The 16454-nt window shown below is 60.8% G+C and carries 13 protein-coding genes and 2 riboswitches; of the genes, 5 read left to right on the top strand and 8 right to left on the bottom strand.

What is annotated here, in order from left to right; translation table 11 throughout:
- Positions 1–39: 39 nt before the first annotated feature.
- Together ACZ89E_RS08090 and ACZ89E_RS08085 are read right to left on the bottom strand one after the other, a co-directional pair.
- Positions 40–534 carry a DUF934 domain-containing protein gene (locus tag ACZ89E_RS08090; protein WP_149658171.1) on the bottom strand — a complete coding sequence of 165 codons (495 nt, stop codon included), beginning with the start codon at positions 532–534 and terminating at the stop codon, positions 40–42.
- Positions 518–2176: a nitrite/sulfite reductase gene (locus ACZ89E_RS08085; RefSeq protein WP_476255313.1), complete on the bottom strand. Its 1659-nt coding sequence runs from the start codon at positions 2174–2176 to the stop codon at positions 518–520. The genes ACZ89E_RS08090 and ACZ89E_RS08085 overlap by 17 nt, the downstream gene beginning before the upstream one ends.
- Before the next feature lie 523 nt (positions 2177–2699).
- Between ACZ89E_RS08085 and ACZ89E_RS08080 the strand changes: the two genes are divergently transcribed.
- Positions 2700–3773 (top strand): ABC transporter substrate-binding protein, encoded by a 1074-nt coding sequence (locus tag ACZ89E_RS08080; protein ID WP_476255312.1) that lies wholly within the window; start codon positions 2700–2702, stop codon positions 3771–3773.
- Between the two features lie 7 nt (positions 3774–3780).
- On the opposite strand, the gene ACZ89E_RS08075 is transcribed toward ACZ89E_RS08080, so the two are convergent.
- Positions 3781–3999 (bottom strand): DUF2970 domain-containing protein, encoded by a 219-nt coding sequence (locus ACZ89E_RS08075; RefSeq protein ID WP_149658168.1) that lies wholly within the window; start codon positions 3997–3999, stop codon positions 3781–3783.
- 272 nt (positions 4000–4271) lie between these two features.
- On the bottom strand, positions 4272–7982 hold the full coding sequence (gene metH, locus ACZ89E_RS08070; protein ID WP_149661253.1) for a methionine synthase: 3711 nt from the start codon (positions 7980–7982) through the stop codon (positions 4272–4274).
- A gap of 155 nt (positions 7983–8137) precedes the next feature.
- On the opposite strand from metH, the gene ACZ89E_RS08065 reads away from it, so the two are divergent.
- The 3 genes from ACZ89E_RS08065 (at position 8138) to nfuA (ending at position 12275) form a co-directional block, all read left to right on the top strand.
- Complete coding sequence (locus ACZ89E_RS08065) at positions 8138–10423, top strand: fatty acid cis/trans isomerase (RefSeq protein ID WP_476255311.1); 2286 nt, start codon at positions 8138–8140, stop codon at positions 10421–10423.
- Positions 10424–10598: 175 nt separating this feature from the next.
- Complete coding sequence (locus ACZ89E_RS08060; RefSeq protein ID WP_476255310.1) at positions 10599–11633, top strand: acyltransferase family protein; 1035 nt, start codon at positions 10599–10601, stop codon at positions 11631–11633.
- 57 nt (positions 11634–11690) lie between these two features.
- The gene (gene nfuA / locus ACZ89E_RS08055) at positions 11691–12275 is read left to right on the top strand and encodes a Fe-S biogenesis protein NfuA (protein ID WP_007898222.1); all 585 of its coding nucleotides are present in this window, start codon (positions 11691–11693) and stop codon (positions 12273–12275) included.
- An 87-nt stretch (positions 12276–12362) separates the two neighbouring features.
- Here the strand turns inward: nfuA and cobM are convergent, their stop codons facing one another.
- From cobM to ACZ89E_RS08035, 4 genes are all read right to left on the bottom strand, one after another.
- Positions 12363–13109: a precorrin-4 C(11)-methyltransferase gene (gene cobM, locus ACZ89E_RS08050; RefSeq protein ID WP_476255309.1), complete on the bottom strand. Its 747-nt coding sequence runs from the start codon at positions 13107–13109 to the stop codon at positions 12363–12365.
- Positions 13110–13204: 95 nt separating this feature from the next.
- Positions 13205–13618, bottom strand: a complete 414-nt coding sequence (locus tag ACZ89E_RS08045) for a cobalamin biosynthesis protein (RefSeq protein ID WP_463260550.1) — start codon at positions 13616–13618, stop codon at positions 13205–13207.
- Entirely contained in the window at positions 13615–14322 is a 708-nt protein-coding gene (locus tag ACZ89E_RS08040) for a CbtA family protein (protein ID WP_476255308.1), read from the bottom strand. The genes ACZ89E_RS08045 and ACZ89E_RS08040 overlap by 4 nt, the downstream gene beginning before the upstream one ends.
- An 11-nt stretch (positions 14323–14333) precedes the next feature.
- The gene (locus ACZ89E_RS08035; protein ID WP_123408989.1) at positions 14334–14528 is read right to left on the bottom strand and encodes a CbtB domain-containing protein; all 195 of its coding nucleotides are present in this window, start codon (positions 14526–14528) and stop codon (positions 14334–14336) included.
- Positions 14529–14645: 117 nt separating this feature from the next.
- Positions 14646–14874: riboswitch (cobalamin riboswitch) on the bottom strand.
- A gap of 202 nt (positions 14875–15076) precedes the next feature.
- Positions 15077–15291: riboswitch (cobalamin riboswitch) on the top strand.
- 96 nt (positions 15292–15387) lie between these two features.
- Between ACZ89E_RS08035 and cobW the strand changes: the two genes are divergently transcribed.
- Complete coding sequence (gene cobW, locus ACZ89E_RS08030; RefSeq protein WP_149661247.1) at positions 15388–16452, top strand: cobalamin biosynthesis protein CobW; 1065 nt, start codon at positions 15388–15390, stop codon at positions 16450–16452.
- Positions 16453–16454 lie beyond the last annotated feature (2 nt).

Genomic DNA, 16454 nt, shown 5'->3' with positions numbered 1-16454 from the left:
GAGCCACGGTCATGGCTCAAGGTTTTCAGTGACGGCGACTTAGCGGCGCCGGAACAGCGGCAACGGTTCGTCAGTGGCCGCCTGGTACGTCACCGAGAAGTCCTTGAGGCCTTCAAGGGCTTCGTACGGGTCTTTATCAGCGCGAATGGCAAACGCGTCGAAACCGCAGCGGTGCAGGTAGAACAACTGGTCGCGCAGCACATCGCCAATCGCCCGCAGTTCGCCTTTGAAACCATAACGGTCACGCAGCAGACGGGCGTTGGAGTAGTTACGACCATCGGTGAAGGCCGGGAAGTTCAGGGCAATGACCTGGAAGTTGTCCACGTCGTCACCGATTTCCTCGGCTTCTTCATCGGCGTCCAGCCACACACCCAGGCCGCCATCGCGGGCCTTGAGCATGCGCCCGTGTTCGCGCCACAGCGCCAGCGGCACGATCAGGTCGTCGCAGTTGCTGATCTCGTCGATGTTGAAATCCTTGGGCAGCAAGTGCCAGGTTTCGTCGACGACTTCGTTGTTCTTAATGATTCGCTGCATAGACGCGCTCCTTGAAGAGGTCGATGCCAATGCGCTGATAGGTGTCGATGAAGCGCTCATCTTCGTGACGTTGTTCGATGTACACGTTGATCAGCTTCTCGATCACATCAGGCATGGCTTCCTGGGCGAAGGACGGGCCGAGGATCTTGCCCAGGCTCGCATCGCGGCTGGCGCTGCCACCGAGGGACACCTGGTAGAACTCTTCGCCTTTCTTGTCCACCCCGAGGATGCCGATGTGGCCGACGTGGTGGTGACCACAGGCGTTCATGCAACCGGAGATGTTCAGGTCCAGTTCGCCGATGTCGAACAGGTAGTCCAGGTTGTCGAAACGACGCTGGATCGATTCGGCAATCGGGATCGACTTGGCGTTGGCCAGGGAGCAGAAATCACCGCCAGGGCAGCAGATGATGTCGGTCAGCAAGCCGATGTTCGGCGTGGCGAAACCTTGCTCGCGCAACTCGCCCCACATCGCGAACAGTTGCGACTGTTCAACGTCGGCCAGAATGATGTTCTGCTCGTGGGAGGTGCGCAGTTGACCGAAGCTGTAACGCTCAGCCAGATCGGCCACAGCGTCGAGCTGCTTGTCGGTGATGTCGCCCGGCGCAACGCCGGTTGGCTTCAGGGACAGGGTCACGGCCACGTAGCCCGGCTTCTTGTGGGCCAGGGTGTTGCGGGTGCGCCAGCGGGCGAAACCCGGGTGTTCCTCGTCGAGCGCGGCCAGTTCGGCGGTCTGGTTCTCCAGCACCTTGTAGTCCGGATCGACGAAGTGCTTGGCCACGCGATGCACTTCGGCTTCGGTCAGCGTGGTCTGGCCACCGCGAAGGTGCTCCATTTCCGCGTCGACTTTTTGTGCGAAGACTTCAGGGGTCAGCGCTTTGACGAGGATCTTGATCCGCGCCTTGTACTTGTTATCGCGACGGCCGTAGCGGTTGTAGACCCGCAGGATGGCGTCGAGGTAGCTCAACAGGTCTTGCCATGGCAGGAACTCGTTGATGAACGCGCCGACCACCGGGGTACGACCGAGGCCGCCACCGACCAGCACGCGGAAACCCAGTTCGCCCGCAGCGTTGTGCACCGGCTCCAGGCCAATGTCATGCACTTCGATGGCCGCACGGTCAGAGGTCGAACCGTTGATGGCGATCTTGAACTTGCGCGGCAGGTAGGCGAATTCCGGGTGGAACGTCGTCCACTGACGGACGATTTCGCACCACGGACGCGGGTCGATCAACTCGTCGGCCGCGACACCGGCGAACTGGTCGGTGGTGACGTTGCGCAGGCAGTTGCCGCTGGTCTGGATCGCGTGCATCTGCACGGTGGCCAGCTCAGCGAGGATGTCCGGGATGTCTTCCAGCGCCGGCCAGTTGAACTGCACGTTCTGCCGGGTACTGATGTGGGCGTAGCCCTTGTCGAAGTCGCGGGCAATCTTGGCCATCATTCGCGTCTGGCGCGAAGTCAGTTGGCCGTAAGGCACCGCCACCCGCAACATCGGGGCGAAACGCTGGATATAAAGGCCATTTTGCAGGCGCAGGGGGCGGAATTCTTCTTCGCTCAGCTCGCCTGCCAGATAGCGTCGGGTCTGATCACGGAACTGCTTGACGCGGTCCTCGATGATCCGCTGATCGTACTCGTCGTATACGTACATATAAGTCCTGTTCTCAGGCTTGGGCCGGTCGGTTCCAGTTGCGTTTTTCGCTTGCTGAAGTTTCCGATACTGCCTCGGCAATTCTGCGCGCACGGCCGCGCACTCCCTACGGAGCCGGGGCAAGATACCAGTTTGCAGTTATGCGCAAAAGTGATGTTTGAGTATATGTAAAGAACCAAAAAGACTAACGAGAACCGTTATTACTAAACCCGTATTTGTGGTGTGGGCAATCGTCGTCTTTACTGTGGTCGAGTCTTTATGCAATCACCGATAAAACCGACAAGAGGCGATGCAATGAGCAACCCGACCAAAGCAAGGAAAACCGACAGTACCGTCGATGCGTGGGCGATTTTGTTCCTGATCATTCTGGTTGTAGGAACAGCAGTGTTCTGGGTCAGTCACCAATAGCGGCACCGTCCGGGCCCGGTTGCGACGGATTGTCGGACAAAACCGGAATAATCCCCCGTTTTGCGGGCGTTCGCTGGCTATAATGCGCGGCGAATTTCCGGGGCTCGGACCATTAATGTTGAAGTTTCTGTTTGCTGTATTGCTGACGCTTGGCTCGGTCCTCGGATCCAGTGCCCAGGCGGCCTCGGTGCTGTTTCTCAATCCTGGCAGCACCACGGAAGCGTTCTGGATCAGCTATTCGCAATTCATGCAGGCGGCGGCCAAGGATCTGGGCATGGACTTGCAGATTCTCTATTCCCAACGCATGCCCGAACTGACGATTGCCCAGGCCCGCAGCGCGTTGCAAGGGCCTGAACGGCCGGACTACCTGGTCTTCGCCAACGAACAATACGTCGCCCCGCAAATCCTGCGCCTGGCCCAAGGCAGCGGGGTGAAGCTGTTCATGGTCAATGCGTCCCTGACCGACAATCAACTGAGCCTGCTGGGCAATCGCCCGGACCGCGTGGGCAGCCTGGTGCCCAACGACGAGGAGGGCGGCTACCTGATGCTTCAGGCGCTGATTCGCCAGCATCCGCCCGTGCAACCGGGGCAATCCATCGAGCTGCTGGCGTTTTCCGGGCTGAAGATCACCCCGTCGGCGCAACTGCGGGAAAAAGGCATGCTGCGCGCCCTGGCCGAACACCCGGAAGTACGCTTGCGGCAACTGGTCTACAGCGGCTGGACCCGTGAACGCGCGTATGAGCAGGCACGACTGCTGTTCCGGCGCTACCCGAACGTGACGCTGGTGTGGTCGGCCAATGATGAGATGGCGTTCGGCGCCATGCAGGCCTTTGCGGAGACGGGCGGCACACCGGGCCAGGATGGATGGTTCAGCGCCTTCAATACCTCACCGCAGGCATTGAAAGCCATTGTTGATGGACGCTTGAGCGTGTTGCTCGGCGGGCATTTCACCCTGGGCGGTTGGGCGATGGTGGAGTTGCACGATATCGATCAGGGCGTGGAGCTGGACCAGTACGGTGGCCGTGACCGGCAGATTCCGTTGTTGCAACTGATCGACAAGGCCCAGGCCAAGCGTTTGCTGGCCATGGGCGATGCGCCGGATTTCGGGGTGAGCTTCCGGCAGTTATCGGCCAAGGGGCGGCCGACCTCCTATCGCTATCCGTTCAGTCTGCAAACATTGATGCGCTGACGCGGCGTTAAACCCCCGCCAGCAGCAACACCAGTTTCACGATGCCAAACAGCGACAGCGCAAACACCGCAGTGAACAAAATCCCCAGAATCACGAAATGACTCGGCTTGCCGTGGCTGAAGTCCCGGGCACGGTTCTTCCCGCTCTGCACCCCGAATGCGGCGGCCACGACGCTGTGCAGCATCTGCCATAAGGTCGGCGGCTTGTTGTCGACTGGATCGTCCATAAATCCCTCGTCATGTTTGTGTGTCAGGCAAGCATAGACGTTTGACGCGAATCCCGTAGGAGCGAGGCTTGCCCGCGAAGGCGGTGCGTCAGTCAACATCTTCTCTGACTGACACACCGCCTTCGCGGGCAAGCCTCGCTCCTACAGGGGATCTATGATCGTTCCCACGCTCTGCGTGGGAATGCAGCCCGGGACGCTCCGCGTCCCAAAAGCGGACGCGGAGCGTCCATTGAGGCATTCCCACGCGGAGCATGGGAACGATCATGTGAGGCTTAGTTGTCGTAACCCAGGTTCGGCGCCAACCAACGCTCGGTCACGCTCAATTCCTGGCCTTTGCGCGACGTATAGCTCTGCACCTGATCCTTGTCGATCTTGCCCACGGCGAAGTACTGCGCCTGCGGATGCGCGAAGTACCAGCCGCTGACCGCTGCCGCCGGGAACATCGCGTAGTGTTCGGTGAGGAACACGCCGCTGCGCCCGGCGTGCATTTCACTGGCTTCAGGATCCAGCAGGGCGAACAGCGTGCCTTTCTCGGTGTGATCCGGGCAGGCCGGGTAGCCGGGGGCAGGGCGGATGCCGGTGTATTGCTCTTTGATCAGCGCGTCGTTGTCCAGGGTCTCGTCCTTGGCATAACCCCAGTGTTCTTTACGCACTTGCTGGTGCAACCACTCGGCACAGGCCTCGGCCAGACGGTCGGCCAGGGCCTTGACCATGATCGAGTTGTAATCGTCGCCCGCATCCTGATACGCCTTGGCCACTTCTTCGGCGCCGATCCCGGCGGTGGTGATGAAACCACCCACGTAGTCGGTGATTTCGCTGTCCTTCGGCGCGACGAAGTCGGCCAGGGAGAAGTTCGGCTTGCCGTCGGTCTTGATGATCTGTTGGCGCAAGTGATGCAGCTTGGCAATCGGCTTGCCGTCATCGCCGTAAACCTCGATGTCATCCTCACGCACCTGGTTGGCCGGCCAGAAACCGAACACCGCACGGGCGCTGATCAGTTTTTCGTCGATCAGCTTGGCGAGCATTTCCTTGGCATCGGCGTACAGCGAGGTGGCGGCTTCACCGACCACTTCGTCTTCGAGGATGCGCGGGAATTTGCCGGCCAGGTCCCAGGAGATAAAAAACGGCGTCCAGTCGATGTACTCGGCCAGCACCTTCAAATCGATGTTATCCAGCACCCGCGAACCGGTGAACGTCGGCTTGACCGGCTCATACGTGCTCCAGTCAAACTGCGGCTTCTTGGCGATGGACGCCGGGTAGCTCAGGCGTTCGGTGCGTGCGCTGCGGTTGGCGGTGCGCTCGCGGACTTCGATGTATTCCAGGCGGGTCTTCTCAATGAAGGCCGGCTTCAATTCCTTGGACAGCAACTGCGTCGCCACGCCCACGGCGCGGGAGGCGTCGGTGACGTAGATCACCGCGTCATTGCTGTACTTGGGCTCGATCTTCACCGCCGTGTGCGCTTTGGAGGTGGTGGCGCCACCGATCATCAGCGGCAGGTGGAAGTCCTGGCGCTGCATCTCGCGGGCGACGTGGACCATTTCATCCAGCGACGGCGTGATCAGACCGGACAGGCCGATGATGTCGCACTTCTGCTCCTTGGCCACCTGCAGGATCTTCTCCGCCGGCACCATCACGCCGAGGTCGACGATGTCGTAGCCGTTACAGCCCAGCACCACGCCGACGATGTTTTTGCCGATGTCGTGCACGTCACCTTTTACGGTGGCCATGAGGATCTTGCCCTTGGCTTCCGGCTTGTCGCCTTTTTCCAGTTCGATGAACGGGATCAAGTGGGCCACGGCCTGCTTCATGACGCGGGCGGATTTCACCACTTGCGGCAGGAACATTTTGCCGGCGCCGAACAGGTCGCCGACGATGTTCATGCCCGACATCAGCGGGCCTTCGATCACTTCGATCGGGCGAGTGAACGACTGCCGGGACTCTTCGGTGTCTTCAACAATGTGCGTGGTAATGCCCTTGACCAGTGCATGTTCCAGGCGCTTGTTGACCGGCCAACCGCGCCATTCTTCGGTCTCGGCTTCCTTGACGCTGCCGTCGCCCTTGTACTTGTCGGCGAGGGCGAGCAGGGCGTCGGTGCCTTCCGGCGTGCGGTTGAGCACCACGTCTTCCACGGCGTCACGCAGCTCGGCCGGGATCTGGTCGTAGATCTCCAGCTGACCGGCGTTGACGATGCCCATGGTCAGGCCGTTGCGGATCGCATACAGCAGGAACACCGAGTGGATCGCCTCACGCACCGGGTTGTTGCCGCGGAACGAGAACGACACGTTGGACACACCGCCGGAGGTCAGCGCATACGGCAGCTCATCGCGGATGTAGGCGCAGGCATTGATGAAGTCGACGGCGTAGTTGTTGTGTTCTTCGATGCCGGTGGCAATGGCGAAGATGTTCGGGTCGAAGATGATGTCTTCCGGCGGGAAGCCGACTTCGTTGACCAGGATGTCGTAGGAGCGTTTGCAGATTTCTTTCTTGCGCTTTTCGGTGTCGGCCTGGCCGGCTTCGTCGAACGCCATCACCACGACTGCGGCGCCGTAGCGCTTGCACAGTTTGGCGTGATGAATGAACTGCTCGACGCCTTCTTTCATGCTGATCGAGTTGACGATGCCCTTGCCCTGGATGCATTTCAGGCCGGCTTCGATCACTTCCCACTTCGAGGAGTCGATCATGATCGGCACGCGGGAGATGTCCGGCTCACCGGCAATCAGATTGAGGAAGGTCACCATGGCCTTCTTCGAATCGAGCATCCCTTCGTCCATGTTGATGTCGATCACCTGGGCGCCGGCTTCGACCTGTTGCAGGGCGACTTCCAGGGCTTCGGTGTAGTTGTCTTCACGGATCAGGCGGGCGAATTTGGCCGAGCCGGTGATGTTGGTGCGCTCGCCGACGTTGATGAACAACGAGTTGCGATCAATGGTGAACGGCTCCAGGCCCGACAGGCGACAAGCCTTCGCAATCTCGGGAATCACTCGCGGCGCATAACCGGCCACGGCTTTGGCGATGGCTTCGATGTGGCCCGGCGTGGTGCCGCAGCAACCGCCGACGATGTTGAGGAAGCCGCTTTGAGCGAATTCTTCGATGACCTTGGCGGTTTGCGCCGGCAGTTCGTCGTACTCGCCGAATTCGTTCGGCAGGCCGGCGTTCGGGTGTGCCGAGACGTGGGTGTCGGCCTTGTTCGACAGCTCTTCCAGGTACGGACGCAACTCGCTGGCGCCGAGGGCGCAGTTCAGGCCCACCGAAATCGGCTTGGCGTGGGCCACGGAGTTCCAGAACGCTTCGGTGGTCTGGCCCGACAGGGTACGGCCGGAGGCGTCAGTGATGGTGCCGGAAATCATGATCGGCAGTTCGATGCCGAGCTCTTCGAAAACCCCCTGCACAGCGAAGATCGCGGCTTTGGCGTTCAGGGTGTCGAAAATGGTTTCGATCAGGATCAGGTCGGCCCCACCTTCGATCAGGCCTTTGGTGGCCTCGGTGTAGTTTTCCACCAGTTCATCGAAGGTCACGTTGCGGTAGCCGGGGTTGTTCACGTCCGGCGACAGCGAGCAGGTGCGGCTGGTCGGCCCGATCACGCCCGCGACGAAACGCGGCTTCTCCGGGGTTTCCAGGGTCTTGGCGTCGGCGACCTTGCGGGCCAGGCGCGCGCCTTCTACGTTTAACTCATACGCCAGGCCTTGCATGCCGTAGTCGGCGAGGGACACCTGAGTGGCGTTGAAGGTGTTGGTTTCGAGGATGTCGGCGCCGGCATCCAGGTAGGCTTTCTCAATCGAGCCGATCACGTCCGGGCGCGTCAACACCAACAGGTCGTTGTTGCCTTTCACATCGCTCGGCCAGTCGGCGAAGCGTTTGCCACGGTAATCCTGCTCTTCGAGCTTGTAGCTCTGGATCATCGTGCCCATGCCACCGTCGAGAATCAGGATGCGCTCTTTGAGGGCGTGCTTGAGAGCTTGAAGGCGAACACTGCGATCGGACATTTGGACTACTCGGAAAGACCATGACGAAGGGCCGGGATAATAGCAAACCTGTGCGCTTTTAGAGCATGCCAAGGTTTTGCATGAATATCGCTCATGTTGGTGGCGGTGGTAGCCCGGTAGAATCGCGGCGTTTTTTCATGATCGGGACCAGGGATATGTCGTATCGCGTCGTTGTCAGCATTTTGTTGCTGCTATCAAGCTGGGGCGCCGCTGCGCAAAGTCCCGAAATCTCTTACACCCGTGACATCCAACCGATCTTCACCGAAAAGTGCGTGGCCTGCCACGCCTGCTACGACTCCGCCTGTCAGCTCAATCTGGGCAGTGGCGAAGGGGCGGCCCGTGGCGCGACCAAGATTCCGGTCTACGACGGCGAACGCAGCGTGGCCGCCGCGCCGACCCGGCTGTTTTATGACGCGTTCGGCAAACTGGCGTGGCAGCACAAGGACTTCTATTCAGTGCTCGACGCCCAAGGCAGCCAGGCGGCGTTGATGGCGCGGATGCTGGAACTGGGCCACAAAACTCCGCTGACCCCCAACGCCAAGTTGCCGGAAGACATCGTGCTGGGCCTGAACCGGGAAAACATGTGCGCCATGCCGGCGGAGTTCGACGGTTATGCCGGCGCGCACCCGAAGGAAGGCATGCCGCTGGCGGTGACCGGCCTGACCGATCAGCAATACCAGACGTTGCAGCGCTGGCTCGCGTCCGGGGCACCGATTGATGAACAAGGCCTGGTGCCGTCCGCGCAGGAAGCCTTGCAGGTGGTGCAATGGGAAAACCTGCTTAACGCGCCCGGCTCTCGTGGCAGTCTGGTGGGGCGCTGGTTGTTCGAGCATTGGTTCCTGGCGCACATCTATTTCAAGGATGGCGAGCCGGGGCATTTCTTCCAGTGGGTGCGTTCGCGCACGCCGACCGGCCAGCCGATCGATCTGATCAACACCCGCCGCCCGAACGACGATCCGGGCACCCAGGTTTATTACCGCTTGTGGCCGGTGCAAGGGGTGATCGTGCAGAAGACTCACATCACCTATCCGCTCAGCGCCGCGAAGCTGTCGCGGGTCAAAAGCCTGTTCTTCAGTGGCAACTGGCAGGTCAACGCCTTGCCGGGTTATGGCCCGGAGCGGCGGGCCAATCCGTTCACCACGTTCGAGGCGATCCCGGCTCAGGCGCGCTATCAGTTCATGCTGGATAACGCCGAATACTTCGTGCGCACCTTTATTCGTGGCCCGGTGTGCCGGGGTCAGATCGCCACCGACGTGATTCGCGATCACTTCTGGGCGCTGTTCCAGGCCCCGGAGCATGACCTCTATATCATCGACCCGAACTACCGCGGCCAGGCCACGCCGTTGCTGGCGATGCCGGGGCAGAACGACGATGTCGGCAGCGTCCTGAGCCTGTGGCGCGACTACCGCGACAAGCGCAACGAATACGAAGCCCTGCGCCGGGACAGCTACGCCGATGCGCCGGTGCCGAGCTGGTCGACGTTGTGGGCGGGCAATGACAACGCGCTGCTGACGATCTTCCGCCACTTCGACAGCGCCTCGGTGAACAAGGGCCTGATCGGTGACGTGCCGCAAACCATCTGGCTGTTCGACTTCCCGCTGCTGGAACGCACCTATTACCAGTTGGCGGTCAACTTCGATGTGTTCGGCAACGTCTCCCATCAGGCCCAGACACGCCTGTATTTCGACCTGATCCGCAACGGTGCCGAGCAAAACTTCCTGCGCCTGATGCCGGCCGATTCCCGGGACGACTACCTCGACGATTGGTACCAGAGCGGCGGCAAATTCAAGATGTGGCTGGATTACGAGTCCATCGACAACGACAAGCCCACCGCGCTGAAACTCGACGAAAAAGACCCGAAGCGCGACTTTGCGATGCAGTTGCTGGGCCGTTACGGCGAACTCAATGCCAAGCCTGATCCGATCAACCGTTGCGACGGTGCCTATTGCTCGCGGCCGAACATCGACCCGGCGTTGCAGAACGCCGAACAGGCCCTGAGTCGCCTGACGTCGCGGCCGGCGGCGGGGTTGAAGGTGATTGATCAGTTGCCGGAAGCGACCATGTTGCGCATCGAATCGGCCAGCGGTAAACGCGAGATCTACAGCCTGCTGCGCAACCGTGCCCACAGCAACGTGGCGTTCCTGCTCGGCGAGTCCCTGCGTTATCAGCCAGGGCTCGACACATTGACCATTTACCCGGGCGTGCTCAGCAGCTATCCCAACTTCATGTTCAACATCCCGGCGGATCAGGTGCCGGCGTTTGTGGATGCGATGGAGAACGCCAAGGATGCCCATCGCTTCGAGAAGATTGTCGAGCGCTGGGGGATTCGGCGCAGTCATCCGCAGTTCTGGTTCTACTTCCATGATCTGAGCCAGTACGTTCACGGAACCGACCCGGTGGAAGAGGGCGTGCTGGACATGAACCGGTACGAGAATCTTTGATCGACCTTTGAACAGCGTCCGGTGTCCCACCTGTAATGCCGCCAATCCCCTGTAGGAGCAAAGCTTGCTCGCGAAGAGGCCGTCACATTCAACATTGATGTCGACTGACACGCCGCTTTCGCGAGCAAGCTCGCTCCTACAAGGACTATGCGGTGATTTGACGGGAGGGCGGTTGATGTTGATGTCGGTACAAGCCCTGCGCTTCATCGCGGCCTGGGCGGTGGTCGGCCACCATTTCATGCAGATTTTCTTCGACTTCCACGCCCGTGGGCCGGTGGGGCAGGCGTTTATCGACAAGGGCGCGGTGGGGGTCGATGTGTTCTTTGTCATCAGTGGGCTGGTGATTTTCCTGTCCACCGAGGGCAAATCCCTGCCGCCGGCGCGATTCCTGTTGTATCGGCTGTTTCGCATCGTCCCGGCGTATTGGCTGTATACCGCGCTGATGGCGTTGGTGGTCGTATTCGCCAGACCGGTGTTGCCGGATCAGACGGTCGATTGGTCGCATTTCCTGCTGTCGCTGTTGTTTATTCCTACGGAGAATCCCGGCGGCTATGGGATTTATCCGACCCTCAACGTCGGCTGGACGTTGAACTACGAAATGCTGTTTTACCTGTTGTTCGGCTGGGCGTTGCTGTTCCGTCTGCACTGGCGGTTATGGATCGTCGCGGCGCTGCTGTTCGCGGTGTGCCAGGCCTGGACCGGTTATGGCTGGGTCAGCGAGTTCTACCGTTCGGACATCGTTTATGAGTTTTTGCTGGGGATTGCCCTTGGCATGGTTTATCGCCGGGGCTGGATCAAACCGGGGTTATACCTGCCGTTGCTGGGGATTGTGGGCGCGTTGTTGACCATTTATCACCTGGCCCCGGAGCCTCGATTCCTGGCCTGGGGCTTGCCAAGTGCCGTGCTGGTGATGGCGTGCATCTCGCTGGAACGCTATGTCGAGCACAACCGGGTGTTCGAACTGCTCGGTAATTGTTCCTACTCGGTGTACCTGATGCATGTGCTGGTGCTGTCCGCCGGTGGATTTGTCGCACAGCGTTATGGCGTGAATCCCTACGCGATGTTCACCGTTTGCGCGGCGACCATCGGCCTGGGTTCCTGGGCAAGTTACGAATGGGTGGAAAAACGCAGCTATCGGTGGCTTAAAGCCCGGATTGACGGCGAAACGGTTGATCAACCCGTGCCGGCGCTTTCCCGACAAAAATACTAGGACTTTGTGCCGCGCGATGATTGGCGTAAACTGCGCCCAAGCCTGCGAGGAGTTTCCATGACCGCTATTACCATCACTGACGCCGCCCACGATTATCTGGCAGATCTGCTCTCCAAGCAGAACACCCCAGGCATCGGCATCCGCGTCTTCATCACCCAGCCTGGCACCCAGTACGCCGAAACCTGCATTGCCTACTGCAAGCCGGGCGAAGAAAAACCTGAAGACACCGCGTTGGGGCTCAAAAGCTTCACCGCGTACATCGATTCGTTCAGCGAAGCTTTCCTGGACGACGCGGTGGTCGACTACGCCACCGACCGCATGGGCGGCCAGCTGACCATCAAGGCACCAAACGCCAAAGTACCGATGGTCAACGCCGACAGCCCGGTCAACGAGCGCATCAACTACTACCTGCAAACCGAGATCAACCCGGGGCTCGCGAGCCACGGCGGTCAGGTCAGCCTGATCGATGTGGTCGAAGACGGCATCGCCGTCCTCAAGTTCGGTGGTGGTTGCCAGGGCTGCGGCCAGGCAGACGTCACCTTGCGCGAAGGCATCGAGCGCACCTTGCTCGAACGCATTCCCGAGCTCAAGGGTGTTCGCGACGTGACTGACCACACGCAGAAAGAAAACGCCTACTACTAAGGTGCTCGCTGCGACATAAAAAAACGGCGCCCCGTGAGCGCCGTTTTTTTTATGATCGTTCCCACGCAGAGCGTGGGGACGATTATCTTACGGGCGGTACAAATGCGCATGCCCAGCGCGATAAAGCGACGACTCACTAAACGCATCACTCCCCAACACACGCCCCACCAGAATCAACGCCGTACGCCGAAACCCCTTGGCTTCAACCTTCGCGGCAATGTCCTCAAGCGTCCCCGCCACCCAATCCTGATCCGGCCAGGTCGCCCGGTGAATCACCGCGATCGGGCAGTCCGCGCCGTAATGCGGCAGCAATTCTGCGAGGATCTTCTGCAGATGATTGACCCCCAGATGAATCGCCATGGTCGCCCCATGCTGCGCCAGGCTGCCCAGTTCTTCACCGGGTGGCATCGACGTCTTGTCGGCGTAACGGGTGAGGATTACGCTTTGCGAGATATCCGGCAACGTCAGTTCGGCACCCAATAGCGCCGCGCAAGCCGCTGTCGCTGTGACGCCGGGAATGATTTCAAACGCAATATCGAGTTCACGCAGGTAGCGAATCTGCTCACCAATCGCGCCATACAAACTCGGATCGCCAGAATGCACCCGCGCCACATCCTGCCCCTTGGCGTGAGCGGTCTTGATCAATTCAATGATCTGTTCCAGGTGCAACTCGGCGCTGTTGACCACCGTTTCCGCCTGGTGGCCTTCCAGCACGGCCGCCGGCACCAGCGAACCGGCGTAGATGATTACCGGGCAGCTGCGAATCAGCCGCTGGCCTTTGACGGTGATCAGTTCCGGGTCGCCGGGACCTGCGCCAATGAAGTAGACGGTCATCATCCGTTCCTAAAATAAAGAGCTGTCAGAAAAAGGGCTTGGGCAAGGCTTCAGATGAAGATTGCTCATGATCGAGGCGGGGATTATCGGGGATTTCAGGCAGCGCAGGCCAATGCGAGCGTGGCCTGGGCGTATTTCTGTCGTGAAATCAGCAGCTTCGCCGGGGCCTGGGCCAGGTGTTCAGCCAGGGCCAGGGCGGCGCTTTCCGCGACGCCGTAACAGCCGGTGCGTTCGAACGCGATCTGCGATTGATGGCTGAGTTGCGGCTGATAACCGGCCAATTGCTCACTGCTGAAATACATCAATTCCAGCCCCAACTGCGCGGCCAGTTCGATCAGGCCAGGCTCATCACGCTTCAGGTCGATGCTGGCCAACGCCTTGATCTGCCGAAGTTCGATTTGATGCGCCTGCAGTGCCTGATCGAGCAGCGCCCGCAGCGTGCTGGCGGGACAGCCGCGCTGGCAGCCCAGGCCGACCACTAGCGTCGGCGCTGTGCGGGTGTCAGTCATGCGTGGGATTGGCCATCGCTTTTGCGGCGGAACAACCAGGCGCTGATCAGGCCCAAGGCCAGCCAGAACACCACGTTGGTCAACTGCGAAGCGATTTTGAACTGCGATTCCAGGGCTTCCGGCGCCAGCATCGAGTGCACTTCCGGTTGCGGTGCGCCAATCACATGCGGAACCGAGAGGATCGCCACGCCGAGGATCTTCATCAGCCAGTGGCGGCTGAACACGATCAGCGCGATGCCGACCGCGGTGGAGGCGGCGGTGCCAACCCACCAGATCTGCCGTTGTGCCAGGTCGGCGGCGGCCGTGCCCGGCAATTCCGGTGGCAGGCCGAGGGTCGGCGCCAGTACGAAGGTCGCGTAGCCCGCCAAGCCCCAAAGCAGGCCCTGAGCGGTTTTGGTCGGCGCGCGCAGGGTGTAGAGACCAGCGAGCATCAACGCGAATCCGACGGCGACCACCAGGTTACCGCCCGTGGTGGACAGCACGCGCTGCCAGCCGTCTTCCGGCTCCCAGGCTTCGGCGTCGTGAGTGTGAGCGGCCATGGCGCCGTCGGTGTGCTCGTGAGCAACCACGGCCGCAGGCTCGGATTTTTCATAGGTTTCCGCCTGAAGAATCAGCGGAGCAACCCAGAAACTTTGCAGCAGGGTCAACAACAGGGCGGCCAGCAACCCGGTAAAACCTGCGGTTTGCGCAATACGCTTGAACATGTCGGCAGGTCTCAATGGCACGGGAACGCGGAGCTGTGACGGGTATCGTGGGCGGCGTTGTGCACCGCTTCGATGTGCGAGAAACCGGCGAAATACACCAGGCACGCACCCAGGATCGACGCACAAACGGCGGCGGTCAGGCGTTGGCTCAGGGTTGTGGTGCTGCTGGCGGTGCTGCTGTGGTCGGTGCTGCTGATGATCGACATGGCGCTTCCCTCTGGTCTGTCAGCGGGTGATTCGAGCGCATGAAAACCCTGCAAACGAGCGTGCAGAGGTTTAAACAGCGCCCGCCCACCGCGGGTTTGTTATTCAGTGATCGTAGTGGTCACTTTGTGTTGCGGGCCGGTCTCCGGGCTCACGAGGGGCTTGGGCTTGCGCCGAAACCTGCAAGAATCGCCTTCCCATGCCGAACTGCCGGCACAGTGGATCTGATTCTTCGCTCGCTTACCGTTGCGGGGGCAGCACCGGACTGACATGACTTTAGAGTAAAGCACATGATTCACCGGTTTCCCGTTTCACCCTGTGAAGGGCACCCGTAACAAGGCGCACAGGAGAGCATGGGCGGGGGCGGGGAGTCAATTGGCAGGGGTTCTCAGTTAAAGACCGAGTCGCTGCCTTCGCGGGCAAGCCTCGCTCCTACAAGAGCGCCGCCGTCCCATCGAAAGCCGAACGCGGAGCGTCCGTTGAGGCATTCCCACGCAGGGCGTGGGAACGATCATCACCCCGCAGACGTTGACCCGCCCCCAACCGATGCGTAGCCTTGCGCTTTCGAGGTTCTTCGGCGTCTGCCGAAGCTAAGAAGGGAACGCGGTCGATGCCGCGGCTGCCCCCGCAACTGTGAACGGTGATGTTCGCTGCCACGCCACTGCAAGCCCTGTCCAAAGGGTTCGCGGGAAGGCGCAGCGAATGCCAGGCCACCAAGGCCGGCGCACTGGAAGCCAGGAGACCTGCCTCGAAACGAATTCTCACTACAACCGGGCGGGGTGATCCGGTGGCGAAATCTTCCGCGCATTCATCGCCGCGGTTGTCGTCCCGTATGCCCGCCACCTTGCCAAAGGGCATCCGATGAAAACACTGGCCAAACTCCCCGTCACCATCGTTACCGGCTTCCTCGGCTCGGGCAAAACCACCTTGCTGCGCCACATGCTGGACAACGCCCAGGGTCGCCGCATCGCGGTGATCGTCAACGAGTTTGGCGAGCTGGGCATCGACGGTGAAATCCTCAAGCAGTGCTCCATCGGCTGCACCGAAGAAGAAGCCAACGGCCGCGTCTACGAACTGGCCAACGGCTGCCTGTGCTGCACCGTCCAGGAAGAATTCTTCCCGGTGATGCGCGAATTGGTAGCCCGTCGCGGCGACCTCGACCACATCCTGATCGAAACCTCGGGCCTGGCCCTGCCAAAACCCCTGGTCCAAGCCTTCCAGTGGCCGGAAATCCGCAGCGCCTGCACGGTTGACGCGGTGATCACCGTGGTCGACAGCCCGGCCGTCGCCGCCGGCACCTTCGCCGCGTTCCCGGATCAAGTCGACGCCCAGCGCAAACTCGACCCGAACCTGGACCACGAATCGCCCCTGCACGAACTGTTCGCCGACCAACTGGCCAGCGCCGACCTCGTGATCCTCAACAAGGCCGACCTGATCAGCCCGGAAGACCTGGCCCGCGTACGCCTGGAAGTCGCCGAAGAACTGCCGCCAGCGGTCAAAGTCATCGAAGCCAGCAGCGGCCGCGTACCACTGGACGTGCTGATCGGCCTCGGTGCCGGCTCCGAAGAACACATCGACAGCCGTCACAGCCACCACGATCACCACCACGGTGACGGCGATGACGACCACGATCATGACGCCTTCGATTCTATCTCCATCGAACTGCCCCAAGCCGACGAAAGCCTGCTGATGGACGCGCTGACGCAACTGGTGGTCAAGCACGGCATCCTGCGCGTTAAAGGTTTCGCCGCGATCCCGAACAAACCGATGCGCCTGCTGATCCAGGGCGTGGGCACGCGTTTCGACAAGCACTTCGACCGTCAGTGGGGCGCCGATGAAGCGCGCACCACCCGTCTGGTGCTGATCGGCCAGGAATTGGACGCCGCGCAACTCGAAGCGCAACTGCGCGCCGCGCTCAGCGTTTAAGC

Source organism: Pseudomonas sp. TE3899, from assembly GCF_056279105.1.
The sequence above is the reverse complement of the archived record's forward strand: the minus strand, read 5'-3'. Positions and strand labels throughout refer to the sequence as shown.

Excerpts from the sequence above, each read along its gene's own strand:
- ACZ89E_RS08090 (WP_149658171.1), bottom strand. The coding sequence starts at position 534 with ATGCAGCGAATCATTAAGAACAACGAAGTCGTCGACGAAACCTGGCAC.
- ACZ89E_RS08085 (WP_476255313.1), bottom strand. The coding sequence starts at position 2,176 with ATGTACGTATACGACGAGTACGATCAGCGGATCATCGAGGACCGCGTC.
- ACZ89E_RS08080 (WP_476255312.1), top strand. The coding sequence starts at position 2,700 with ATGTTGAAGTTTCTGTTTGCTGTATTGCTGACGCTTGGCTCGGTCCTC.
- ACZ89E_RS08075 (WP_149658168.1), bottom strand. The coding sequence starts at position 3,999 with ATGGACGATCCAGTCGACAACAAGCCGCCGACCTTATGGCAGATGCTG.
- metH (WP_149661253.1), bottom strand. The coding sequence starts at position 7,982 with ATGTCCGATCGCAGTGTTCGCCTTCAAGCTCTCAAGCACGCCCTCAAA.
- ACZ89E_RS08065 (WP_476255311.1), top strand. The coding sequence starts at position 8,138 with ATGTCGTATCGCGTCGTTGTCAGCATTTTGTTGCTGCTATCAAGCTGG.
- ACZ89E_RS08060 (WP_476255310.1), top strand. The coding sequence starts at position 10,599 with ATGTTGATGTCGGTACAAGCCCTGCGCTTCATCGCGGCCTGGGCGGTG.
- nfuA (WP_007898222.1), top strand. The coding sequence starts at position 11,691 with ATGACCGCTATTACCATCACTGACGCCGCCCACGATTATCTGGCAGAT.
- cobM (WP_476255309.1), bottom strand. The coding sequence starts at position 13,109 with ATGACCGTCTACTTCATTGGCGCAGGTCCCGGCGACCCGGAACTGATC.
- ACZ89E_RS08045 (WP_463260550.1), bottom strand. The coding sequence starts at position 13,618 with ATGACTGACACCCGCACAGCGCCGACGCTAGTGGTCGGCCTGGGCTGC.
- ACZ89E_RS08040 (WP_476255308.1), bottom strand. The coding sequence starts at position 14,322 with ATGTTCAAGCGTATTGCGCAAACCGCAGGTTTTACCGGGTTGCTGGCC.
- ACZ89E_RS08035 (WP_123408989.1), bottom strand. The coding sequence starts at position 14,528 with ATGTCGATCATCAGCAGCACCGACCACAGCAGCACCGCCAGCAGCACC.
- cobW (WP_149661247.1), top strand. The coding sequence starts at position 15,388 with ATGAAAACACTGGCCAAACTCCCCGTCACCATCGTTACCGGCTTCCTC.